Genomic DNA, 24,045 nt, shown 5'->3' with positions numbered 1-24,045 from the left:
CTAAACAGTCAGGGGGTGGTAGGGGAGATCGAAGGTACCGGCAACTGCCTGGTTGGTAACTTTGCCGGAGTGGATATTCAGGGCGGTAAGAAGCTCTGGCGAGGCGGCCAGCGACTTCTCGATTCCCTCGTTCGCCAGGCGAAGTGCCCAGGGGAGGGTGACGTTGCACAAGGCGAATGTGCTGGTGCGTCCCACGGCACCTGGCATGTTGGCGACGCAGTAGTGTAGCACGTCGTCGACCAGGTAGGTGGGATCGCTGTGGGAAGTTGGTTTCGAGGTTTCGATGCAGCCACCTTGGTCGACGGCGACGTCGATGATCACGCTGCCAGGCTTCATGTGCTTGAGGTCTTCACGTGATACCAGCATGGGGGCTTTCGCCCCAGGAATCAACACGGCCCCAATCACCAGGTCGGCCAGTTGCAGTTGGTGGCGAATCACGTGACGATCGCTGAACAGCACGTTGACATTCGGGGGCATCACGTCATCGAGGTAACGCAAACGGTCCATGTTGATATCGAGAATGTTGACGTCGGCGTTGAAGCCAGCGGCGATCTTGGCGGCGTTCGCCCCCACGATACCACCACCGAGGATCGTGATATGTGCCGGGGCAACGCCTGGCACACCGCCCAGGAGGATACCTTGACCCATCTGCGGTTTTTCCAGGTACTTAGCCCCTTCCTGGATGCTCATCCGCCCGGCGACTTCGCTCATGGGGGTGAGTAGTGGCAGGGTACCGCGGCGATCACGAAGTGTTTCGTAGGCCAGGCAGATCGAACCGGAATCGATCATTCCTTGCGTCAACTCGCGACTGGCGGCGAAGTGGAAGTAGGTGAAGACGATCTGGCCGGGTCGGATCAGCGGGAACTCTTCTGGCTGAGGCTCTTTGACCTTGAGGATCATATCAGCCTGGGCGAAGACTGCCGCAGGCGAGTCGACCAGCTGAGCGCCTGCTTCCAGGTATTGCTCGTTGGTTAAGCCTGAGCCAATCCCGGCGTCTTTCTCGATGATGACGGTATGCCCGGCGCGAACCAGTTCCTCGGCACCGACCGGCAAAATGGCGATGCGGTACTCGTCTTTTTTAATTTCCTTGGGAATGCCAACGATCATCTGGTTGTCCCTACGTGTGTTTCAACAGGCGGTGTGCGATGCGCAAATGGATAAGAGGGGCACTCGCTATTGAAACATGTCCACGCAGATGTGGACATGGCACTCCACGTACGAAATTACGAGAAATCTCGCCAAGGTTTCCTAACTAAAAGAAGCGATTTGCCCCGCAGCGGGTCAGGCTTCTTCGTTGGCGTCGTCGTACTGTTCGACAATCGAGCTGTCGCCCGCTTCGTCGATTTCCGGCAGGAATTCATCGGAATGCTCGGAGTCGTCGTCTGCCTTGCCGACTTTACCGAAATCGTCCCGTTCGTCTGCGGACTCACGCTTCTTCAGGTAAAGCTTGATTGGGACTTCCGGGAAGGGGACCGCATCGCGGAACGAAGAGATCAAGTATCGCTGATAGCTCTGCGAAAATGCCTTGGGCATATTCACCATCAGCACGAAGGTTGGAGGTTGCACCCCAACTTGCGTGGCGTAGTAGATCTTCGGCTTACGATTTTTATGCAGTGGTGGCGGATGGTGGGCCACAATCTCTTTCAAGATCCGGTTCAGTTCGCCGGTGCTGATGCGTGACAGCGATTGCTTGTACAGCATCTGGGCGTGATTAAGCAGCGTTTTGACGTTCTTGCCCGTTTTGCCGGTGATAAATGCAATCGGCACGTGCGACATCATGGGGAACGTCTCGTGCAGGTACGTCGCCCAACGCTCGGTTGGCATCTGGGTGTTGTACAGGTCCCACTTATTGACCACGAAGATGCACGGCTTGAACTCGTCGCTGATATAGCGGACCAGTTGCTTGTCGACCTTGCTGATCTGCTGCGAGGCGTCGAAGAACATCAGCGTCATGTCGGCATGGCGGATGCTGCGCTCGGCACGGTGGGTGCTGTAGTAGTCTATGTCGGTCTTTACGCTCACCCGGCGACGGAGGCCAGGCGTATCGATCGCGACGAACGACTTACCGTCCATCTCGAAGCGAACGTCGACGCTGTCTCGGGTCGTACCGGCAACTTCGCTGACGATCATGCGTTCGGCCTGGGCAAGCGTATTGACGAAGGTGCTCTTGCCGACATTTCGTCGACCGACGATGGCGACCTTCATTTCATGCTCGCCTTCGGAATCTTGCGAAGCTTCCGTGTCCGGCAGGCGATCGGCGATCACATCGAGCAGGTCGGTCTTGTTGCGATTTTGCAGGGTGCTGACGGCAACCAGTTTGCCGCGACCGAGCCGATAGAACTGGTCGGCTTCGACATCCATGTGCGGTGCGTCAGCTTTGTTGGCGACCAGCACGACCGGTTTGTCGATCTTTCGTAGACGCTGTGCGACTTTTTGATCCAACGGAAGCATGCCGCTGCGAACATCGACGACGAACAGGATGACATCGGCCGAGTCGATGGCGATTTGGATCTGGCGTTCGATTTCGTCGGTAAGATTATCGACGTCATTCACGCCAATACCGCCGGTATCAACGATCTCGAAGAAGCGTTCGTTCCACTTCTGGAGATGGACCATACGGTCTCGGGTGACGCCTGCGACGTCGTCGACAATGGCCAGCCGTCGCCCGGCAAGCCAGTTAAAGATGCTGGATTTACCGACGTTCGGGCGACCGATGATAACTACTTGGGGTACCGCCATAGGGGCAGAATTCAATCAGGGGTGCGAGTATGGATGACAGGAAAGCATGAATTACTTACCCTAATATGGATTAACTTCATTTTACGTGCTAGGTCTCGCCTGAGTAAGGGAAAACTTCTTAGCGTTCCCATTCCTGCGTGAATTCTCAGTACCCAGCGACAAATCCAACTCCGCAGCATCCGGCATGGACGAGCCTGAAATTCGCCGAGTTCTTCTTCAACAGGCCCAGGCCTGGCGCTCGTCCGGTGTGCAGTTTCTTGCCAGGCAAGCGGCACTTGAGCTACCCAGCACGCCCGTCGCATCACCCCCAAACGAACCGGAAATGCCTGTAACGCAAGGAGTCAGCGAGATGCCCAAGCCGAAGAAGACGGAGACTATTTCCGCGGCAAAACCCGCGGTCAAACCTGCTGCGATGCCGGTGCTTCCGAGTTCTTCCGACGAGCCATGGCCAGCGGCGTATGCCAAGCTTTCGGCGGCGAAGCGGCAGGAAGAACTCGATCAGCTTCGAGCAACCGTGGCAGGATGTACGCTTTGCGCAGAATTGGCGAAAACGCGCACGCAGACGGTCTTTGGCGTGGGAAGCCCGAAAGCCCGGATCGCATTTTTCGGCGAAGCTCCCGGAGCGGACGAGGATCGTCTGGGTGAACCATTCGTGGGGCGAGCAGGTAAATTGCTGACGCAGATCATCGAGGCATGCACATTCCAGCGAGAGGACGTGTACATCCTCAACACGCTCAAATGTCGTCCGCCTGGGAATCGGAATCCCACCACTGAAGAAAACGAGAACTGCCGTCCCTACTTTGAGAGACAGTTAGAAATCGTCCAGCCAGAGTACATCGTGTGCCTGGGAAGATTTGCGATTTCGAACCTGCTTCAGTCAACGGCCCCGATCGGTAAGCTACGCGGCCAGTTTCATCCATACCGTGGCAGCAAGGTGGTTGTGACGTACCACCCGGCGTATTTGCTGCGGAACCCTTCGGCAAAGAAGGATGTTTGGGAAGACATGAAGATGATGCTGAAGGACATGGGGGTCGCGATTCCCAAGCCTGCGAAGTAGCCCTGAATTACTGGGCTGCTTCGGTCTCGGCATCCGCTTCTTCAGGATCGAGCGGGTCTTTCAGCAGTTCGTGAATCAACTTTCGAAGTTCGCGAACTTTGACCGGCATCGTCATGATAGCCCGGTTTTCGCCCATTTGGGCGGCTTCACGGATCGCTGTCTGGCGTTCCTTAACGATCAAAATCGCCGGTTTATCCTTGGTGTGGATGTCTTCGGCAAACTGGTTGAAGCCTTCCAAGGCAGCCTGGCCCATATCGATCGCGCTGAACACGATGATATCGGCCGGTGAGGTATCTTCGGCGAAACGGCTCAGCGCTCGCTGGGGATCGCTGATGACCAGGACGCGGTAGCCGTACTTCTTTAGGCGATCACGCAGGATATTCTGCATGTCCATGTTCGATTCGACGATCATGATCGTCTTGTTGTAGCCTTCAAACTGCTTGGCAATCCGGGCCTCGTTCTGAGCTTCAAGCTTTCCACGGATCTCACCAGCGGTGGAATCGTCGCCGAGTTCCAGCCGTTTGGCGGCCATTTTCAGGTCCATGAGCATTTGGCCGTTCGTTTGATAGCGTCGATCTGGATTCGTTTCCATCGCCTTCAAACAAACCGAAGCCACCGAACGCGGCAGGTCGGGAGCGACCTTGGCGATGGGCTCGATGTTCAGGTAACGGCTGGCGGCCAGACGCTTCTGCCGATCGCGCGTTTCGTACAGAGGAAGCACGCCGGTAAGCATGTGGTAGTAAATCGCTCCGGCGAAGTAGATGTCGCTGCGAGGGTCGTCCCGAGGAGCATTGGTCGCGATTTCGAGACCGGCATAGTCGACCGTTCGCGGGTTCGATGCCTGGCCATCTTCGCTGACTTGTTCGGCAAATGCGGCCAAACCAAAGTCGACCAGCTTGGCACGGCCACGCGACGAGATAAGCACGTTCGAGGTCTTCAAGTCGCGGTGGGTCAGGCCACGTTCGGCAGCGTAGGCCAGCCCCGAGGTGATATCGATCATCAGCTGCGTGGCTTCTTTCGGGCTGAATTTTCCCCGAATTCGCAGCAGGTCGCGCAGGTTTTGGCCCTCGATGAACTCAATAATCAGGAAGTAGCTGGTACCGTGCTGGTGCATCGACGTTTCCGAGTGCACCTCGTAGATCGGGCAAATGTTCGGGTGTCGCAGACCCTTACCGAGTTCGCCTTCGGTCATGAACTGCGAGGCACGCTTGGGGTCTTCGCTGAAGCGCCGCCGCAACACCTTGGCGGCGACCACTTTGCCGGTGTCTTTGTGGACCGTGCGGAAAACGCGGGCGAAGGTCCCGGTACCGATCATGTACAGAACCTTGTAGTCACCGTAGAAATAGCCTGTTCGCAGACCTTTGACGACGCGTTCGACCTGGTAATTGGTCAACAGCTCTTTGCGGAGCATCAGATTTTGGAATTCGCCGAGCGATACTTCCCGGGTTCCTAATTCACTCCAGACCTGTTCGACCTGGCGGTGTTCGAGAAGGTTAAAGTCGATAACGCGCTGCGCAAATTCTTCAGCGGTAAGATCAGCCATAAAATCTTCCTGGGCCCTAACCGTCCAGCAGCGACCAGGGCACCTCTTCCGTCTGGGTAAGAATGCGGGGGATAAGACTTGTCTGTTCCGCACGTTATGGTATTCAACTTTCGGGTTGAAAGCAAATTCCAGACGCCCAATTTAATTCCGCTGACAAATGACTCAGGTGGGTAGTAGCCCGAGGAACCGTTACGATCGTTAAATTTTCTTGTTGGATTCCTAAGTCTTGACGTTTAAATAGGTTCCGGTCGATTCGTTTTTTGTGGAGGGGGTTTGTGCCTCTGGAACTCCGGACCAAAAAATGCCAAGATGCCACCGTTTGCGGACGGATCTCTGCCCTGTCCATTGGTCATAAATGCTATGAGCTCGAAGCGAGTAGGCGACATGGGAAAGCGGATTGCAGTTGTTCTGGCTGCTGGTAAAGGGACCAGAATGCAGTCGGAGATGCCCAAGGTGCTGTTTCCAGTTTTAGGGCGTCCGATGATCGAGTATGTCCTGAACGCGCTGCGCGAAGTCGGGGTCGAGAAGATCATTTGCGTCGTCGGATATCGAGCCGAAGACGTTCAGCAGGCTCTTGCGTCGCACGACGATGTTGTTTTCGTCGAGCAAAAGGAACAGTTGGGGACTGGGCACGCCGTACAGATGTGTCTGGATGAGTTGAAATCTACCGACGGCAGTGTCGTTGTGTTGGCGGGAGACTCGCCGCTGGTCCAGGCTTCCTCCCTTGGAGAGTTGTTCGAGGCCTTCGAGGCCGATGGCCATGCTTGTCTGTTGGGGACGCTCAAGCGAGACGATCCCACCGGCCTGGGTCGCATTGTTCGTGATGATTCCGGCATTTTTGAGGGGATCGTCGAAGAAAAAGACGCTACGCCCCAGCAGCGTAGTATCACTGAAGTCAACATGAGCACCTACGTGTTCCAGGCTCCGCGACTGGTCGAGGCGCTTGCTCGGCTTACGAGTAATAACGCCCAGGGAGAATACTATCTCACCGATTGCCCCAAGATTCTCAAGGGGCTGGGAGACAAAGTGGACGCACTACCCGTCCTGAAGGCATGCGAGGCGTACAGCATCAACTCTCGCGAGCAATTAGCGGAGGTGGAGCGTGTGATGGCGGAAATTGGTTACAATAAGTCCTGACGGAAGCGGTTTGAGGGGCACCTGCCCCTTTCTTGGTTTGTAGCACCTTTATCGACAACTCTCAGCCGGTTACCCAGTTTACGTCATGCGTGAGATCAAAATCTTCAGCGGTCGCGCCAATCCCAAGCTTGCGGAAGATGTCTGCAACTTCCTGCACTTGAAACTGGGACGCGTTACCCTGGGCGAGTTTCCAGACGGCGAAATCCAATGCAAGATCGAGGAGGATGTCCGCGGTCGGGATGTGTTTCTCGTGCAGCCGACCTGTCCCCCGGTGAACAATAATCTCATGGAATTGCTGGTCATGATCGACAGTTGTCGGCGTGCCAGTGCCGAGAGAATCACAGCGGTTATTCCTTACTACGGCTACGCACGCCAGGACCGCAAAGACGAAGGACGCGTCCCGATTACAGCCAAGCTGGTCGCCGATCTGATCACCAGTGCCGGTGCCGATCGTGTGCTGACGATGGACCTGCATGCCGCTCAGATCCAGGGCTTTTTCAACGTTCCGGTCGATCACTTGAATGCTTCGCCGGTGCTGAATCATTACTTCCTGGGCTTAGGTATTCCGACTGAAGATTTATGCGTTGTCAGCCCTGATGCCGGCAGCATTAAACGCGCCGTAAACCACAATCGTCGTTTGGATGGGAAGTTGGCAATCGTCGACAAGCGGCGAACCAGCGCCAGCGAGACCACCTCGAAGAACATTATTGGTGGGCCCGTACAAGGCAAGACGGCGATCATCTTCGACGACATGATCAGTACCGCCGGCTCGATCTGCGGCGCGGCCAAAGAGGTTCACAAGGCCGGTGCGAAAGAGATTTACATTGCCGCCACGCACGGTGTTCTGTGTGGGCCAGCCGTCGCTTACTTGCAGGCCGCGCCTATCAAAGAACTGATTCTGACCGACACCATTCCACAGAAATCGCAGGACCTGCTCACCAATATGCGTGTGCTATCAGTTGCCCCCCTTCTAGGTGAGGCGATCAAGCGGATTCATAACGACGAGTCGATTAGTGCGCTGTTCCGCGAGAGCATTGCCTAGTCTTCTTTAGGGGCTTTGCCACCGGTTTCACGGCGAAACACGGCCACGACGTCCTCGACCGGGACGACAAACAGCTGGTTGTCGGTCTCGAAATCGACAGGGATCGCTTCCTTCGGGTGGAAGAGAATTTTGTCGTATTGGCGAAGGGGGAAGTCTTCGTCGTTTTCGATTTGCGTGGAAATGGCCACGATTCGCCCGGTGATCGTCGGGATCTCGGCTTGATCCGGGAGAGCAATGCCTCCTTTGGTGGTCCGTTTGGGTTCGTCCTTGCGAACAAGAACTCGGGCACCGATTGGTTCGACGTACTCGATGACTTTACTGCGGGTCGATTTGGCCATGGATTTCCGTTTTCAGGGAATGCGATCAGGGGGCAGGTAGAGGCTCAGTTCAATTGTTCTTAAAGAAAACAGATTAGCAATCCCCCGGGATGCTTCGGCTTGCCGGCGGTGATGCTCTGCGTGGCAAACTTTGTCGATTGGCTGATAGGTGTGCCTAACTTGTACTTGATACTTGCTTTAAGGCATGTGCCGCAAGGGTTGGCATGGTAACCATTGGTAGGGCTGAGGATCGCCTGGGTACCCCTGGTCGCCATGGCTACGAGCTCACTTGGCATGAAATCACCGCCAAGGCCCTGGTTTGGACTTGCCAACTGCAGATAGTTTGGCAAAATAACCAGTTTCCAAAATTACGAAGTTGGTCCCTAGGGAGCATTCGCTTCTTCGCCGGATCGCTTTTAATTCATAACAGCCGACCAGACACACCATTTGCCCGGTCGCCCTTAGACAACACTTACAGACTGCGGAACAAGTTTTCATGGCCGAAACACTCAAAGCCACGAAGCGAGAAAAGACCGGCAAGATTGCCAATCGCAACCTGCGTCGCGACGGGAAGATTCCCGCCGTTTTGTACGGTGAAGGCAAAGACGTCGTGCATTTGGAACTATGTGCCGAGCAATTCGATGCGATTGTTCGCCATGGTGTTAAAGACATTACCCTGGAAGGGGACGTGTCCGAGAGCGTCGTGATGCGAGAGGTCCAATGGGACACTTTCGGTACCGAAGTTCTCCACGTCGACTTCTACCGCGCCGGTAAATAAGGCGTCGGATGACCTCGTGTGTTGTGCTGACTGGATGTGATGAAACTCGTTGTCGGGCTCGGAAATCCAGGTAAGAAGTACGACGGCACGCGGCACAATGTGGGCTTTGACGTGCTGGAGACGTTGTCGCGAAGATATACGGCAGCCCAGCCCAAGTCGAAGTTCAACGGTCAGTTGACCGAGGTGGGGGTGCGAGGCGAGAAGCTTATGTTGCTTTGGCCGCATACCTTCATGAACAAAAGTGGAAACAGTGTACGACCGGCGCTCGATTTTTATAAATTGACGCTGGAAGACGTTTTGATCGTCTGCGATGATTTCAATCTTCCTCTGGCCAAGTTACGGCTTAAAGGGAAGGGATCGGCAGGCGGGCAGAACGGGTTGGCTGATGTGATTCAGAAGCTTGGCTCGGATGAGGTTCCTCGACTGCGTGTCGGTATCGGACCTCCTCGGGAAGGAGCGGACATCGCTGGCTATGTCTTGAGCAACTTTGCCAAGGCCGAAAAGCCGGAGATGGACGTGTGCATCGAGCGAGCAGCTTCAGTCGTAGAAGACTGGGCCGTTCACGGACTGGTGCACACGATGAATCAGTACAACGGGTAACAAATCAATTAATCATGTGGTTGGCTTATCGGCCCAGCAAGTTGCGGCCAGCCACTCACCGATCATTTTGACGTCGACATTCGAGGAGTAGAAACCTTGGCGGCTTACGTTTATGAGGGGATGTTCATTCTGGACTCCAATCGTTATGGAAAGGATCCCAGTGGGGTCTCCGGAAAAATCAACGCCCTGGTCGAAAAAATGGGTGGCGAAATCCTGGTCAGCCGCATGTGGGCGGAACAACGCCTGGCGTACCCGATCGACGGGCACCGCCGTGGTACTTACTGGCTGACCTACTTCCGCTTGGAAAGCACCAAGATGGAAGAGTTGAACTACGCATGTAACATTAGCGATGACATTCTGCGTTTCCTCTTCATCAAGCAGGATCCGCGCCTGGTCGATATGCTGATCGCACACGCTGAAGGACACGAGTTCGCCGGCGATGACGATTCGGATGACACCGGTTCGGACGACGACGAAGAAGTATCGTCGGAAGATGAAGAAGAAGCAGTCGAAGCTGCCGACTAGTTCGTCGTCAGTAGTCTGCGTTCAAGACTTAGTCGATTTTGATATCCCTGAAGGAGCGTCACGATGGCAAGTTTCAACCGAGTTATTCTGGTCGGGAACCTGACACGCGACATTGAAGTTCGCTACGTTTCCAACGGGGGAATGGCCGTTACCGAGCTAGGCTTGGCGGTCAACGATCGACGAAAGAATCAGAGTGGCGAATGGGTCGATGAAACGACCTTTGTGGATGTGACCCTGTGGGGACGCACCGCGGAAATCGCCAGCGAGTATTTGAGCAAGGGTTCGTCCGTGTTGATTGAAGGACGGCTCAAGCTCGACACGTGGGAAACAGACGGTCAGAAGCGGTCCAAGCTTCGTGTTGTCGGCGAGAAGATGCAAATGCTCGGCGGACGCGAAGGTGGAAGTGGCGGCGGTGGAAACCGCGGTGGATCGCGACCTCCTCAGCGTCAATCGCAGCCACAAGGTGGTGGCGGTTACAACCAGGGTGGTTCCAGTGACTACGATTCCTACGACGACGGCAGCTTTGGCGGACGTGGTTCGCAAGGGGCAGCCGACGACGACATCCCGTTTTAGTGGCTGGCGGTCGACCCTTGTCGACGTCACCGAGACATTCAAAACAAGATCGCCAAACCACTGGCTATTATTGGAAATAGTAAGACCATGCCAACTCGATCTGAAAAGCACCAAGCACGTCCCTGGAAGCGTTTGCCCAAAGGCAAGCACGGCGGTATCGAACTGTTGTTGATCCAATCGGTGGATCACCTCGGTAAGCCAGGCGACGTCGTCGAAGTTCGACCCGGTTACGCCAACAACTACCTGATTCCTCAGGGGTTGGCTACCGTCGCAACCGCCCACCACAAGCGGATGGTTGAAAAGCACAAGGCCAAGCTGGCCGAGATCGAAAAGTCGCGTTTGGCTGGTCTGCGTGCAATCGCTGATCTGTTGAACCGTCAGAGCGTTACCATCGAAGCCAACGCTAACGACGAAGGTCACCTGTATGGTAGCGTCGGTCAGGTTGAAATCGTGGCTGCTTTGAAGGAACAGAACTTCACCGTGACCCCAGACCAGGTTCGCCTGCAGGGTCCGCTGAAGGAACTCGGTTTGTATACCGTCAAGATTCACCTTCATGCCGAAATCGAATCGGAATTGAAGGTTTGGGTGGTTCCGACCGTCACCGGCGACTAGTTTCGTCTGTGACAGTCAACGTGCGGATTTCGCACTGAGTTTAACTGTGCTCAAGTCCCGCAATTCAGGCACGGCATCGCTCTGAATTGTGGCACGCATAGCACGCTACGGTAGGCTCCTTGAGTCCTATTCCCTTGGACTCGGAGCTTGCTGGTCTTAGTAAGTCGCACTCCCTTTATTTCCAACGGTGACGAAGCTCGGTCGGCTCTTTGACGAGAACGCCGGCCTTGTTAGCTTCCCCAGCGGACACACAAAAAACTCCTCGGCCTCCCCGAGGAGTTTTTTTGTGGCATCACGTCTATTTTGTGATGCCTACAATTCAGATCCCTAAATCTGCGGAGAGCGTTGTCCTGAGTTGGCTCCGTGGTAACATGGAAATCGAAGTCAGGCAGACGTAACCTCAACCTACGGATGGAGCACATCCTTGGCCACCGGCAGTAAATCCAAAAAGCGGCGTTTCGACGATCGAGAAGAGGTAGGCGCCAACCTTCTTGATAACCAGCCGCCATGCAGTATCGAGTCGGAGCAGTGCGTGCTGGGCAGTATTATTCTGCTGCCAGACGTGATCGACGACGTGATCATGATTCTGCGCCCCGAGGACTTCTACGACGAAGCAAACAAGAAGCTCTTCGAGCACATGGTCGATCTGCACAACAGTGGTCGTAAGATCGATATCACGCTGCTCAGCGAGCATCTTCGAGACGCTGGGGACTGGGAGTTCTGTGGTGGTGCCGCCTATCTGGCCACCGTCGCTCGTAGCGTGCCGCACGCGGCCCATGCGGTCAGCTACGCCGAGATCGTGCGTAAGAAAGCGACCAGTCGCAATTTGATCATCGCCGCGACGGATATCCTGCAGGACGCTTACCAGGAAGCAGGCAAGCCGGAAGAACTGATCGGTCGGGCAGAACAGAAGATCTTCAGCATTCTCGATGGCCGCGATAGCCGTAGCATGGCCAGCATGCGCGAGATCGTTACCGAGGCGATGGAGCGTATCGACGCTCGTCTGCGCGGTGAAGCGAATGAAGATGGCGTACTGACCGGCTTCAACGATCTCGACGAAATGACGAGCGGTTTCCATGGTAGCCAGCTGCTGATTCTCGCGGCTCGCCCGGCTATGGGGAAAACGGCGTTCGCCATGAACATTGCCGAGAACGTCGCCGTGCACGACAAAGTCCCCGTGCTGTTTGTCAGCTTGGAAATGGGTTCGGTCGAGCTTTGCGATCGTTTGCTATGCAGCGTGGCCCGCGTGAATGGCCATCGATTGCGTAACGGCACGCTCAGTAACGAAGACCGGGCTCGCCTGATCGAGAAGTCGTCGCTTGTCGGGGAAGCACCTCTGTTTGTCGACGACTCCCCCAGCCGAACAGTGGCGGAAATCGCGGCCTCCGCTCGACGTATCATTCGTAATGAAAAACGTCTCGGGCTGATCGTGATCGACTATTTGCAGCTGATCGAACCCGATAACGCTGAAGATCCGCGACAGGAACAGGTGGCCAAAATTGCCCGGCGTCTGAAGGGTTTGGCGCGTGAAATGAACGTGCCGATTCTTTGCCTGGCTCAGCTCAATCGTCAGGCCGAAGCCTCGAAGGACAATAAGCCGAAGTTGAGTCACTTGCGTGAATCCGGGGCTATCGAGCAGGATGCCGACGTGGTGATGTTTGTGCACCGCGAAGAATATTATCATCACGGTGAGGAACGCGAGCAGCATGCCGGTCAGGCTGAAATTATCATCGGTAAGCAGCGTGCAGGCCCGGTGGGGGAAGTCAAACTGACGTGGCTGAAGGACTTCACACGTTTCGAGAACGCGTTCGACCGCGAGCCAGACGACTTCTCGGCGTTCAACCAAGGTGGAGAGGGAGGCTTTTAGCCTTCCTTTTTCTTTGGCGGAAGTCGCTGGATGTTCGAGGCTTGGGTAGCCATCTGCTTCTCACACTTGATCCGCTTCGCGGCGCGATTTTGCGGCTTTCCCCTGTTTTTTAGACGTATAATTTGAATGGCGGTCGGAATCATGTGTCAGCGGCCGCGATTCGATTTTGAAATGGTGTAGGGAGCTCGGATGAGTCATCGCTACGGGGCAAAATTTATCGACGTCGAAGAGACGTGCCCCTACCTGCCGAACCGGCTGGCGGTGCTCCCGTTCTATCTGACCGACTTTCGGGCGTCGCCGGAAGCGTTCGATCAAGCACTCTCTGAAGGTGTCAGAAGATCGGGGATCTTTATTTACCATACGCAGTGCCCCGGCTGTAATGCATGCGAGCCGATCCGCATTCCGGTCGAAGATTTCGAGCCACGTCGCCGTCATCGCCGGGTACTGAAGAAAGCTGAGGTTGAACTACGCGTCGAGATCGGCGAGCCCATCATCGATCGACAGCGAGTCGAGCTTTACAACAAGCACAAAGTAGGCCGGGGGCTTGGCGAGCCGGGCAGTGAGGTCGACTTGCGAAGTCTGAAAGAGTTCATCGGTATCACGTGCTGCGACAGCCGCGAGTTTCGCTACTTCCTTGGCGATAAGCTGGTAGGCATCGCGATCGCTGATGTCGGCCAAGAGGCGATGTCGGCCGTTTACTGCTATTTCGACTCTGAACTGCCTGACCTGGGCATTGGCAACTTCTCGGTACTCAAACAGATCGAAGCGTGCCGCGCATGGGGGCTCAAGTATCTGTACCTCGGCTTCTATGTCGCCGGGAATGCCCACATGCAGTACAAGGCGAGCTATCTGCCGCATGAACGCCGGATTGATGGCGTTTGGCAGCGGTTTGAGTAGGCCGTCCACTTAGCCAAACATTTCCGCGCTCGCGTTGCTGAAGTCGAGACCATCCAGCGATTGGACGAAGATGGCGTGTCCTCAAAAGAGGTTTGAGTCATCGTAGAAAAGATCGATCGATTCGAGGCCTGTTATGTTGATGCCATTGAGGGTGAACTTGGCCTCAAACTCCGTCTCGCTTAGTTCCGGATTACTTACCGTGATGAAGGTTCCGTCCTCTTGGGCTTCGTCATATTCATTCCAGCCACCGTTATAAGTCGCTCGCATATCGCGAACGATGATGGTCTTTGACGTTTGGTCGAGTTCTGCAAGTTGGGAGACGACCTTGGCCGCGAACTCGACGACTTCGTCGAGTGACTCCCCGTCCGGGATAATGGTAATCTCGATTTCTCGATTTTCGTACGTAAAAACAGCATCATGCTGATCTTGATCTCCGGCGGTTGTGATCTCTCCTAAAAGGTCATGATGCATCATTTTGTCCTTGAGTGTATCGACGCTTTCAATTGGCCAGTCGTGGAAATTTTAGCTTTGCGAATATGTCATTTCCAGCAGTTTGAATCATGCGACCTATTTGGAATGGCGGTTTGAATTGAACTACAATAACGAAGCTTCCCAGCTCCTGCCTTTAATCCCTGTCAACGCCATGAACAACTTGCCTCTGGTCCTTAGCGTTTCTCTGAGCATCCTGATTGTTTGCGTCTTCGGAAGTTCACTCCAAGCTGAAACCAAGTCGGCCGACGTCATCGTCTACGGATCGACCCCCGGCGGGTTTTGTGCCGCCATTGCAGCCGCGCGGGAAGGAGTTTCGGTCATTTTGCTGGAGCCAACCTCGCATGTCGGTGGCGTGAACACGGGCGGGCTGAGCTTCAGCGACTCGAACCAAACCGTACGCTCAACCGTGATGGGGCTGTTCGATGAATGGCACCGTCGGATCGAAGCGGACTACAAGGCTCGTGGTGTCCAGTTGCCTTACGACGTGAGCGTGAAGGATAACGCCAAGTGGACCTACGAACCACACGTGGCTACGAGAGTCACAATGGCGATGCTCCAGCAGGCAGGCGTGGAAGTCTTGTCAGGGCATGTGCTCGCGTCGGTGAAAATGGACGGAGCAACCATCAAGCAATTGTTCACCAACCAAGGGGCCTTCGAGGCCAAGACATTCGTTGATGCAACCTACGAAGGTGATCTGATGGCCGCGGCGAATGTCAGCTGGACGATCGGCCGCGAAGGGAAAGCAGAGTTCGGCGAATCGCTCGCCGGAAAACGTTTTCCCAAGGGTAAGATGAAGATCGACGGCTTCGACGCCGATGGTAAGTTGCTTCCGTTGGTGACAACGGATAAGCCTGGGGAGGAAGCGGCCGGGGACGGCCTGGTGATGGTTTATAGCTTTCGGCTGTGCTTGACTGCCGAGGCGGACAACCGCGTGCCAATGCCGCAGCCAGCCAACTACGATCCGGCTCGGTTTGAAGCGATCCGCCGTTACATTGCTTCCGGTGGCCGCAGCTATGGGATTGATCTTTATCCACTGCCAGGGAACAAGTTTGATGGGAACAATTCGATTGGTGGACAGTTCTCGCTAGGTCTCGTCGGGGCTTGTAACGGTTGGAGCGAAACCGATCAGGCCGGGCGTGACAAGATCTTTGAAGAACATAAACAGTACACGCTTGAGTTCTATCACTTCCTGACTACCGACCCCGCCGTGCCAGACGATGTGCGGGCCAAGTATGCACGGTTGGGCCTATGTAAAGACGAGTTCGCCGAGACAGGGCACTTTCCTCCACAGTTGTATGTTCGTGAAGGACGCCGCATGCAGGGGATGTTTGTTGTCAGCCAGAAAGACATTTTAGAGTCGCCAGAAAAGGATGACCCGATCGCCGTATCGTCTTTTCCAATCGATTCCCACGATTGCCAGCGCGTAGCGTTTGCTGACTCAACAGTCGCCGACGAGGGAACAATCTTCCCGGTTCGCATCCCCGGCAGACCGCATGGCTATGCCTATCACATTCCGTATCGAGCGATCGTGCCGAAGCCAGGCGAGTGTGACAACTTGCTGGTGCCGGTGGCGATGTCGTGCACGCACGTGGGGATTTCTTCGATTCGTGTCGAGCCAACTTGGATGATCATCGGGCAGAGTGCTGGCATTGCTGCTGCTTTGGCCGCGAAAGAGGGGAAGGGCGTGCAATCGCTTTCCTATCCGAAACTTCGAGAACGCTTGCTGGCACAAGGGCAGGTCCTGGAACTGCCCGAGTTGGCCGAACTACCCAAGCAGTCGGTTACTGGAAGCATCGCCTCCAAGAGCTTGCCTGGCATCGTGCTGGATGACACAGCGGCCAAGCTCGAGGGATCTTGGGCCACATCGTCGAATTTCAAACCCAACATCGACGGCAGCTATCTGCACGATGGGGCGCAGGGGGATGGTACGATGACAGCAACGTTTGAGTTCGCTGTGCCCAAGAGTGGTAAGTACGAGATCCGCATGGCGTACTCGGCGCATCCTACGCGGGCCAAGAAGGTTCCGGTGGTTATCGCGAATGGGGCAAGCACCTTCGAACTAGTAGTCGATCAAACGGCTGCTCTGCCAAGCGGAGAAGCCTTTCGGACGATTGGCATGGTGACTCTGGAGGCTGGCAAAACCTCGAAGATCGTGATATCCAACCAGGAAACCGATGGGTTTGTCATTCTGGATGCCATTCAATTGATACCCGTGAATTAGTCGGAAAATGGGATATCCGCAGGCACCGCTAGCATTACATTTTGCCTGAACCATAAACTTTTCCGATGCGTATCTCAGCTCATCGTAACTCCTAGGCGATATTCGTCTTGCCAGGAGTCTGGCGTTTCAGTATTTCTCCACATTGCGACCCAAAGCTTTGCGCGAAAGGGACGCGATGGTAGGCACGGAAGCCAGCCAGAAGTGTTGATAAAGGGATTTACCTCATGCAGTGGATACGCCACGGGCTAACGAGTGTCGTTGTCTTGACTACGCTCAGTTATCTCGGCTTAGCCGGACATCAGGTCGCAGCGCAAGACATTGTGCCGCAACTCACCGCTCCATCGCCGATTACGCCCAACAATCCGACTCGACCTTTGATCACCGGGATTCGTCTGCAGGGAAACGCCCAGACAGACGAGACGCGGATTCGTTCGATGATCAAGTCACGCGTTGGTCGTGAATTCGATCCGGAGCAGATTCAATCGGACGTCCGTCGCTTGGCCGCTTCGGGGCTGTTTCGCGACGTGCAGATTCTGACCGATAAGTCGGCTGAAGGTATCTACGTCACGTTTCAATTCGAGGAACGTCCGCGAATTGCCTACATCAAGTTTCTCGGCAATGAATCGGTGCGTGATAAGACGCTGCTGAAGAAATCAGAAATGAAGTTGGAAGGCACGCTCAACAAGTATGTCATCGAAGAAGCTCGCCTGAAGCTGGAAGACTATTACCATACCCGTGGGCATGGCAAAGCGACCGTGCAGGTCGTCGAAGGCTTGAATCCCGAAGACAAGGGTGTGGCGTTCATGATCCATGAAGGGCCGCTGGCTCGAATTGGCAGCACGACCTTCGTGGGCAATTCGATTGCGACCGATGCTCGCCTCAAGACACAAATCAAAAGCAAGCCAGGCTGGTTCTACGTGCTCAACGGCGAACTGGATAAGACCCAGGTCGAGCAGGACGTCGATGGCCTGACGGCCTACTATCGAAGCCTTGGGTTCTTCAAAGCTCAGATTAATCGCATCATCAAGTACAGCGACAGCGGCAAGTGGGCCTATGTCACGTTCGTCATCGACGAAGGTCCACGTTACGAAGTGCGAAACATTTCGTTCGTGGGGCAGACCCGGTTTGATTCCGAACAGCTCTTCTCGCAGATCAAGATGGAACGCGGCGAATATTTCGATCAAAAGAAGATGACCGCCGACGTGCGTGCGATTTCCGATCTGTACGGTTCGCAGGGTTACATTCACGCCGACGTGAAAGCGGAACCTCGCTTCCTGGAAACCCCAGGCACGTTAGACCTGGTGTATGACATCCGCGAAGGGGATCAGTATCGCGTTGGAAACATCAACGTCGAGATTACCGGCGACTTTCCTCACACGAAGCATGCTGTGATCTTGAATCGCATGTCGCTACAGCCAGGCGACATTATCGACATCACGAAGATTCGCGACGACGAACGCCGCATCAAGGCTTCGCAACTATTTGTCAATGAACCGCACCGCGGTGTGACCCCTTCGATTACCGTTGCTCCGCCCGAGCTGAGTGATGTCGAAACTCAGGTCGCCGAGCGAGGCGGTAGCCAGACGTATCGTGGTCAAAGCCCAAATCCAAACTATCAGCCGCAGGCCTATCCGCCACAGCAGTATGCTGGGCAACCTGTCGGCTATCAATCGGCCCCACCGCAGCAACTGCCTCCACAACAGGCCGTGCCGCAAATGAGCCGCTATTCGCAGCCTATTTATCGGGAAGCTGCCGCGCCTTCGCCGCCGCAGCCCTATCCTACTTCCGTTTATTCATCCGTGCCCAGCAACTAAGAAGCCTGGTTCAGCTCGATTTCCCCCCCGAGCGCCAACGCTGAATGAGGACCCCTAGGTGGACAGAAGCGGACAACTGCTGAAGATAACCCTCGCTCTGAGTCTCGTTGCTGGTACATTTGCCGGTTGGAACTCAGCTTCGGCTCAAGATTGGAATAGCGGAAGCTACGGGCAACAAGCGGCTCCCAACTGGAATGTGCAGGGACGCGATACACAGGGTTATCCAGGAAGCGCACAGAACTGGGATTCGTATGATCGCACAGCATACGAGTCTTCCCCCGGCAATCCAAACCAATACCGAAATGGCATGCCTGCCTCCGGTGCTCCGGTAGGCAATTACGATCCGTATCAGCAGTACTCAACACCGGTTCAACCGGTTCAGTACCAGCAGGGTTATCCTTCACCATCGAATCCTGAGACCGGCATGTATAGTCAGGATCCCTCAGGTTATCCCTACAGCAGCCCTCCGATTCCGGCCCCGGTTACCGGACCGTTGAATCCTTATGGCTATCCACCGAACAATGGTCGGCCACTGGGTGGTGCTCGTATCTATGATCCACCCCTTGGGCCGGATGCGATTATTACTCCGAACCCTTACTACGATCCAGGTCGTACAGCTGACCTGACCATTCGTGCTGAAGAAGCCCAAACCGGGCGATTCCAGTTTGGTGTGGGTATCAACTCCGATGCCGGTGTGACCGGTTCGATCGTGATCGACGAACGAAACTTCGACTGGCGACGCTACCCAACCCGTTTCGACGATGTTTGGAATGGCCGAGCATGGCGAGGGGCAGGGCAGGGGTTCCGTATCGAAGCCATGCCAGGTACCCAGGTTCAGCGTTACATGGTGAGCTTCAGCGAGCCGTATCTGTTTGATACCCGCGTCAGCTTGAACTTGAGTGGTTACTTCTTCAACCGCATCTATCGCGACTGGGACGAACAGCGTGTGGGTGGCCGAGTTGGTTTGGGTTACCGTCTGACGCCTGACCTTTCGACGGCCGTCAGCTTGCGTATGGAAGACGTCGAGATCAGCGATCCTCGCGTACCTGGCGTACCGGAACTCGACGCGGTACTTGGTAGCAACGATCTTTACACCGGAAGTTGGAGTATCACGCACGATACCCGCGACTTGGCTTTCGCTCCGACCGAAGGTCACTTGTTCGAGATCAACTTGGAACAAGCGTTCGGCGAGTACAACTACTCGCGGGCAGAAGTCGACTTCCGACAGTACTTCCTGCTGGGCGAACGCCCAGACGGTTCCGGGCGGCATACGTTGGGCTTTTCGACGCGGGCTGGTTTCTCCGGTGCCGATACGCCAATTTTCGAGAACTTCTACGCTGGTGGTTTCTCGACGCTGCGTGGTTTCGACTTCCGACGTGTTGGTCCGAAGTCGGGCGACGTATTTGTCGGTGGTCCGTTCCGCCTGTTGGGGTCGGTAGAATATACCTTCCCGATCACGGCCGACGACATGGTCAAAGGTGTGCTCTTCACTGACGTTGGTGCGGTCGAAGAATCGACCAAGATCGTGTGGGACGACTTCGACGTGGCCCCAGGTTTTGGTCTTCGCATCTCGGTGCCAGCACTTGGTCAGGCTCCGATCGCGTTGGACTTTGCCTTCCCAATCAACCACGCCGATACCGACCAGACGCAGGTCTTCAGCTTCTTCGTGGGTGCGGCTCGCTAGTTGCTTAGCGGAACGTCCAATCGATGTACGTATTCTGATACCCGCGATGATAGCCTGAGGTTCGATAGGGCTGGCTCACGCCGAACCAGCCGTAGGAATAGCGGGTTTTCTGGCGAGGCGTCAGAATGGGAGATGCCGTCGATTCTGGAGCGACGATCCAGTATTGAGCTGGACCAGCGGCCTGGGCGGATGATCCTACGGCTGTGCCCGCAAGCACGGCTAATGCCAGCATCCACTTTCGCATGCGTTCTCTCCCCTACATCTAAGATCTATCGAGTCGACTCTTCTATTGTCGACCGATCGCAGGTGATAGCACGCAGTGAAATTTAACCTTCAAGTTCCATTCCCAATGCGAAGATCTCTTCGGCATTCAAAACCAGATCGTTGCGACTGAAGAGTCGCTCGATGGCCGCCTTGTGGATGGCCATTTTGGTGCCACCAACGCCAATGGCTCCGTAGCAGATCTGACCGAGATTCTCGGTCGCTTTGTCCTGGAAGCCGATCCCCTCGATACCTAGCGGCGGAACGGCGTTCAAGTCGATGGCGACTTTCAGATCCTTCGCGTTCTCGCGAATGGTTTGGGGAACCAGGGTTACCCCGGCCGCACCGGCGGAGATCAGGAGTTGAACGCCCTCAAGGGCCGCGGCGGTGGAGGCATTATCCGTGGTGGCGACCGGTTCAGGGGAACCTGACTGGACGTCCGCGGCAATTTGCTCGGCAGCTGCTTGGGCCTTTTCCAGCGAGCGGGAAGCGAGGCGAACGTTGGCCCCTGCCCGAATCAAGAGTCGAGCGGCGCGTTGTCCCACGGGGCCGGTACCGCCCAAGACAAGCGCCTGGGTTCCTTTCAATTCGAGATGCCGCGCGCCACAGATCACCGCGGCGGCGGCCGTGGTGTTGGCTCCATTGCCGTCCATCATCACCGACACACGCATGGGACCAAAGAAGCTCTTGGTCACCGCAGCGAGCAGCGCTTCCGCCTTATCGACATTCGATCCGCCGACATAGATCGCCGAGTGATTCAGCTTGCTGGGTGCTCTTGTGAAAATGAGACCATGGACCAGCCCTGCAACCTGATCGGGAGTAACGCCACCATGACGAAACATGACCTCGGCACCTGAATCGACGGCGACGACCGAATCGAACGTGCTGGGCTGGATATCGGTGTCGAGTTGGAGCAGGATGTTTTTCATTGGGAGTTGCTCAATGAAGGGGGCCGCGATCGATTAGCGGACTCGATGGTAGGAATCTCGATCAGCATCGACACAAAAAAGTCCCGCGTGGCGTTCAATGAAGCCTCGCGGGACTTAGAATTTGGTGCCGAAGCGGAACACTTCGTTAGAAACCGCGGAATGGGTGAGCCGCTTGTTCCTTACCGGCGATGACTTCGTCGGCGGTTGGCTTGCCAGCCATGGCATTCTTGATCGACTGCAGAGTCGCTTCGTAGTTGTAGTCGTAGATCTTCTTATCGTCCTGGGCTTCCCAGTGGATGAAGACACCACACACGATCACGAGATCTTCGCATTGATCCTTCGGAATGACGCCTTGTTCGACAGCGTCGGCAACGGCCTTAGCGACGGCAGCCTGGGCTGGGCCGAACATCTGGACGGCTTGCTTCGAGTTCTTGATGGTGACTTTGGTGATGGTCACGGTTGCAGGCTTAACGGCCAGGTTGGGGGTCAAAACAGCCAGCAGGTTGGAGTGACCGGCGGTTTGATTGACCAGGGCCGAAGCAAAAGCGTGGCCAACAGGGCCGTCCTTGGAACCGATCATCAGATCGATATGCGCGACTTCGTTGCCATCGCCAGCGAGGGCTTCTCCGATATACATCGACATCCGGGATTCTCCGTGCGTGAACTAAGAGGATACGGGGTGATGCCCGCGTCGACTTTCATGAGTAGATGTCGGAACGCAGGCCTGTGGGACTCGTTTAATTTAACGAGGCTCAAGACGCATCGAAAGCCCCGAAAAGCCGAGGGGCAAAAAGACTTTGACCCACCCGACAGCCAAGACGATAGCAGACTATGCCCGAATTGCAAGTAGTGGTGGGGGCTGATGGTAGGGCATATAGCCGGTAGAGATTTGAGGGAGTGTGAAGTTTTCAGTATTCCGTTTTGTGTAGGGATGAAAGATGTGTGGGATCTTTCCTTAGGAGCGAAGCTCTTCCCGGCGGAAATCAGAATACTGGAAACCTCAAACTACGAAGTCGCAGGCTTCGAAAGGAGAAGAGGCCGTCGCGCGGGCAGCGGTGCACGACGGCCTCTGGCGGGAAGAGTCGGTTCCCTGCGATGGTCTTACTGGACCAATCGCAGTGGGCGATATCCGGCGATTTTCTGGAAGACTTCGGTCAGTTCTTCCGCATACTCGTCGCCAGTCTTGCCACCGGGAATGTTGAAATGTGAGCCTTGGGTGATGTCGGCCACTTGTTGCATGAGGTGGGTGTCGGCACCGGCTCCCATACTGATGGTGACGATCACGTAACCTTTTTCGGCAGCCAGGTGAGCCTCGTTGATCACGGCATCACGAGCGGCTGAGCTATTCACCCCGCCGTTGTACCAGTTGGCCACACCGTCGGTCATTAAGACGATCATCTTGTAGGCACCGGGCCGAGCTCGAACGTCCAGTTCTTCGCGGGCCACCTTCATACCACCAGAGATATTGGTGTAGTTGTGGTAGTACCCGGCCTGACGTTGATTGGCCTGGGCCGTGATAAAGCCGAAGTCATCCGAGAGAGTCGACTCGAGAATACCCTCGCCTCCCGGCCCGTTGTACATCGAAAGCCCCATCTGGTCGTCGGCGTTGGCCTGTTGGATAAAGCTGACGAACATGGCCACCGAAGATTTCAAAGCAGTGATTGGCTGGGCACTGGCCTTCCACATATCGGTGGACTGACTGTGAAGCGATCGTTGTTCCAGCAAGTAGACGATGAAGTTCTGGTAGCCAAACTTGTAACGGAAACCGGCGTTTTTGTTCTGGCCACTACTGGAGGTACAGTAGTTGACGTAACTGTCCCAGTTTCCGCTGTACGGATAGTTGACGGTGTCGAGTCCGAGGGCGGTGATAAACGTATCGCGGCGAGTAAAGTCGAAGTAGTGAACCTGGTTGGAGTTGTCGGCGTTCTTGCCGCTATATGCCCAGACTTCGCGAACCTGGCCACCCGGCGTGTAAGTTCCGGTGGTACCGCTGGGGTAGTACGTAATAATATCGCCATTCTGTCGACGAACGCGAATCCGATCGTACGACTTGGTCGAGTTGACGACGACGGTGTCGTACTGGTATTCGACGGTGACCTGGGCTTGGGAGTCGATCTGAGGTGCCGGACCTTTGGCGACTGCCCACTTCGGTTCAAACTCCAGGTTCCCGTAGATAGGGGAACCGAGTTCTTCGTACATTTGAAGTTGATTGGCGGTGACGTGATCGACGCCTAACGTGTTGAACGCGTTAAATTCACTGTCGTCGTTCATCGACCCGGATAGATCCAGAACAACCATGATATCGCGAGGCTGATAGGCGGCAGCGCTGTTCGCCTGGACACTGAAGGTATCTCGACCCAGCAAATGGCCGAAGAAGAACGGCATGTTGTCGTACCGCATACTGACTTTGACGGTCGATGCCGGGCGATCCGAAGGAACGACGTCTTGCGTTGAACTGTCCCAGTCGCCAAAGTTGACCGTCAACCCTTGAGAATAGTTGTCCATGAAGTGGGCAACACTTTTATCAATGGGCTGGTTATCGTATTCTTTCCACTGCGTTCCAACTGGGTTGCGAACGAGGTATTCGTGAACGGCATCGGTGGCTGCGTCCTCGCCATTGATCAACGAACCGGCACCTGCCAGCGTGGCCGCATCGACGCTACGTTGCAATTGCGACTGCATGGTGTACATGTAGCCAACGTCGATGCTGAAAGCGAGCATCGCCATCATGACAATCATGAGTACCGCGGACAGCACGACGATAATGCCGCGTTTTCGCTGGGAACCTACGTAAGACATTTCCTCGTCGGGGGAAGTCGATCGGCGAAACATAAACTCTCTCCTGGGAATTGGAAGAAGTTTGTTTGGTTGCGGCGAGCCGAGGGGAATTTCGTGCTGGCGTGCTCGGGGCAACCCAACTATTTAAAAGGATCTGAAACGAGATTTAGGGAGTTCGC

Annotated in this window: 22 protein-coding genes; 13 read left to right on the top strand and 9 right to left on the bottom strand. The window is 55.4% G+C overall.

Annotated elements, in window-relative coordinates:
• Both ald and der read right to left on the bottom strand, forming a co-directional pair.
• The gene (gene ald, locus C5Y96_RS16925) at positions 1-1,107 is read right to left on the bottom strand and encodes an alanine dehydrogenase (protein WP_105355715.1); all 1,107 of its coding nucleotides are present in this window, start codon (positions 1,105-1,107) and stop codon (positions 1-3) included.
• A 174-nt stretch (positions 1,108-1,281) separates the two neighbouring features.
• Positions 1,282-2,739 carry a ribosome biogenesis GTPase Der gene (gene der, locus C5Y96_RS16920; RefSeq protein WP_105355712.1) on the bottom strand — a complete coding sequence of 486 codons (1,458 nt, stop codon included), beginning with the start codon at positions 2,737-2,739 and terminating at the stop codon, positions 1,282-1,284.
• A gap of 184 nt (positions 2,740-2,923) precedes the next feature.
• Between der and C5Y96_RS16915 the strand changes: the two genes are divergently transcribed.
• Positions 2,924-3,796: a uracil-DNA glycosylase family protein gene (locus C5Y96_RS16915; RefSeq protein ID WP_105355710.1), complete on the top strand. Its 873-nt coding sequence runs from the start codon at positions 2,924-2,926 to the stop codon at positions 3,794-3,796.
• A gap of 7 nt (positions 3,797-3,803) precedes the next feature.
• Here C5Y96_RS16915 and C5Y96_RS16910 read toward each other — a convergent pair whose 3' ends face one another.
• A complete protein-coding gene (locus tag C5Y96_RS16910) occupies positions 3,804-5,339 on the bottom strand; it encodes a protein kinase domain-containing protein (RefSeq protein WP_105355708.1) in 1,536 nt (511 codons plus the stop codon).
• Positions 5,340-5,723: 384 nt separating this feature from the next.
• Here C5Y96_RS16910 and C5Y96_RS16905 point away from each other — a divergent pair, with 384 nt between their 5' ends.
• On the top strand, positions 5,724-6,476 hold the full coding sequence (locus C5Y96_RS16905; RefSeq protein ID WP_105355706.1) for a sugar phosphate nucleotidyltransferase: 753 nt from the start codon (positions 5,724-5,726) through the stop codon (positions 6,474-6,476).
• 94 nt (positions 6,477-6,570) lie between these two features.
• Positions 6,571-7,518 (top strand): ribose-phosphate diphosphokinase, encoded by a 948-nt coding sequence (locus C5Y96_RS16900; protein ID WP_409994425.1) that lies wholly within the window; start codon positions 6,571-6,573, stop codon positions 7,516-7,518.
• Here the strand turns inward: C5Y96_RS16900 and C5Y96_RS16895 are convergent.
• Entirely contained in the window at positions 7,515-7,856 is a 342-nt protein-coding gene (locus C5Y96_RS16895) for a co-chaperone GroES (protein WP_105355702.1), read from the bottom strand. The genes C5Y96_RS16900 and C5Y96_RS16895 overlap by 4 nt on opposite strands.
• Before the next feature lie 475 nt (positions 7,857-8,331).
• On the opposite strand from C5Y96_RS16895, the gene C5Y96_RS16885 reads away from it, so the two are divergent.
• The 7 genes from C5Y96_RS16885 to C5Y96_RS16855 all read left to right on the top strand — a co-directional run bounded on the left by C5Y96_RS16885 (position 8,332) and on the right by C5Y96_RS16855 (position 13,687).
• On the top strand, positions 8,332-8,613 hold the full coding sequence (locus tag C5Y96_RS16885; RefSeq protein WP_105355698.1) for a hypothetical protein: 282 nt from the start codon (positions 8,332-8,334) through the stop codon (positions 8,611-8,613).
• Positions 8,614-8,652: 39 nt separating this feature from the next.
• Positions 8,653-9,213: an aminoacyl-tRNA hydrolase gene (pth, locus tag C5Y96_RS16880; protein ID WP_105355696.1), complete on the top strand. Its 561-nt coding sequence runs from the start codon at positions 8,653-8,655 to the stop codon at positions 9,211-9,213.
• A 96-nt stretch (positions 9,214-9,309) separates the two neighbouring features.
• Entirely contained in the window at positions 9,310-9,738 is a 429-nt protein-coding gene (rpsF, locus tag C5Y96_RS16875) for a 30S ribosomal protein S6 (RefSeq protein WP_105355694.1), read from the top strand.
• A 63-nt stretch (positions 9,739-9,801) separates the two neighbouring features.
• Positions 9,802-10,311 carry a single-stranded DNA-binding protein gene (ssb, locus tag C5Y96_RS16870; RefSeq protein ID WP_105355692.1) on the top strand — a complete coding sequence of 170 codons (510 nt, stop codon included), beginning with the start codon at positions 9,802-9,804 and terminating at the stop codon, positions 10,309-10,311.
• Between the two features lie 87 nt (positions 10,312-10,398).
• A complete protein-coding gene (gene rplI / locus C5Y96_RS16865; RefSeq protein ID WP_105355690.1) occupies positions 10,399-10,923 on the top strand; it encodes a 50S ribosomal protein L9 in 525 nt (174 codons plus the stop codon).
• Positions 10,924-11,347: 424 nt separating this feature from the next.
• Positions 11,348-12,790, top strand: coding sequence for a replicative DNA helicase (dnaB, locus tag C5Y96_RS16860; RefSeq protein ID WP_105355688.1), 1,443 nt, complete (start codon positions 11,348-11,350; stop codon positions 12,788-12,790).
• Positions 12,791-12,979: 189 nt separating this feature from the next.
• A complete protein-coding gene (locus tag C5Y96_RS16855) occupies positions 12,980-13,687 on the top strand; it encodes an arginyltransferase (protein WP_105355685.1) in 708 nt (235 codons plus the stop codon).
• An 81-nt stretch (positions 13,688-13,768) separates the two neighbouring features.
• Here C5Y96_RS16855 and C5Y96_RS16850 read toward each other — a convergent pair whose 3' ends face one another.
• The gene (locus tag C5Y96_RS16850) at positions 13,769-14,161 is read right to left on the bottom strand and encodes a DUF2262 domain-containing protein (RefSeq protein WP_105355684.1); all 393 of its coding nucleotides are present in this window, start codon (positions 14,159-14,161) and stop codon (positions 13,769-13,771) included.
• A 169-nt stretch (positions 14,162-14,330) separates the two neighbouring features.
• Between C5Y96_RS16850 and C5Y96_RS16845 the strand changes: the two genes are divergently transcribed.
• From C5Y96_RS16845 to C5Y96_RS16835, 3 genes are all read left to right on the top strand, one after another.
• Positions 14,331-16,400: an FAD-dependent oxidoreductase gene (locus C5Y96_RS16845; RefSeq protein ID WP_105355807.1), complete on the top strand. Its 2,070-nt coding sequence runs from the start codon at positions 14,331-14,333 to the stop codon at positions 16,398-16,400.
• 224 nt (positions 16,401-16,624) lie between these two features.
• Positions 16,625-18,214, top strand: coding sequence for an outer membrane protein assembly factor (locus C5Y96_RS16840; protein WP_105355682.1), 1,590 nt, complete (start codon positions 16,625-16,627; stop codon positions 18,212-18,214).
• Positions 18,215-18,272: 58 nt separating this feature from the next.
• Positions 18,273-19,898: an outer membrane protein assembly factor gene (locus tag C5Y96_RS16835; RefSeq protein ID WP_105355680.1), complete on the top strand. Its 1,626-nt coding sequence runs from the start codon at positions 18,273-18,275 to the stop codon at positions 19,896-19,898.
• 4 nt (positions 19,899-19,902) lie between these two features.
• On the opposite strand, the gene C5Y96_RS16830 is transcribed toward C5Y96_RS16835, so the two are convergent.
• From C5Y96_RS16830 to C5Y96_RS16815, 4 genes are all read right to left on the bottom strand, one after another.
• Positions 19,903-20,142, bottom strand: a complete 240-nt coding sequence (locus C5Y96_RS16830) for a hypothetical protein (RefSeq protein ID WP_105355678.1) — start codon at positions 20,140-20,142, stop codon at positions 19,903-19,905.
• Between the two features lie 82 nt (positions 20,143-20,224).
• Complete coding sequence (locus C5Y96_RS16825) at positions 20,225-21,088, bottom strand: methylene-tetrahydromethanopterin dehydrogenase N-terminal domain-containing protein (protein WP_105355676.1); 864 nt, start codon at positions 21,086-21,088, stop codon at positions 20,225-20,227.
• A 145-nt stretch (positions 21,089-21,233) separates the two neighbouring features.
• The gene (gene fae / locus C5Y96_RS16820; RefSeq protein ID WP_105355673.1) at positions 21,234-21,731 is read right to left on the bottom strand and encodes a formaldehyde-activating enzyme; all 498 of its coding nucleotides are present in this window, start codon (positions 21,729-21,731) and stop codon (positions 21,234-21,236) included.
• Between the two features lie 458 nt (positions 21,732-22,189).
• The gene (locus C5Y96_RS16815) at positions 22,190-23,920 is read right to left on the bottom strand and encodes a TadE/TadG family protein (protein WP_105355671.1); all 1,731 of its coding nucleotides are present in this window, start codon (positions 23,918-23,920) and stop codon (positions 22,190-22,192) included.
• Positions 23,921-24,045: the final 125 nt, after the last annotated feature.

Source organism: Blastopirellula marina (assembly GCF_002967715.1).
In the GTDB taxonomy this organism is placed as follows: domain Bacteria; phylum Planctomycetota; class Planctomycetia; order Pirellulales; family Pirellulaceae; genus Bremerella; species Bremerella marina_B.
Note: the sequence above shows the minus strand (reverse complement) of the source record. Positions and strands in the feature narration are given on the sequence as shown.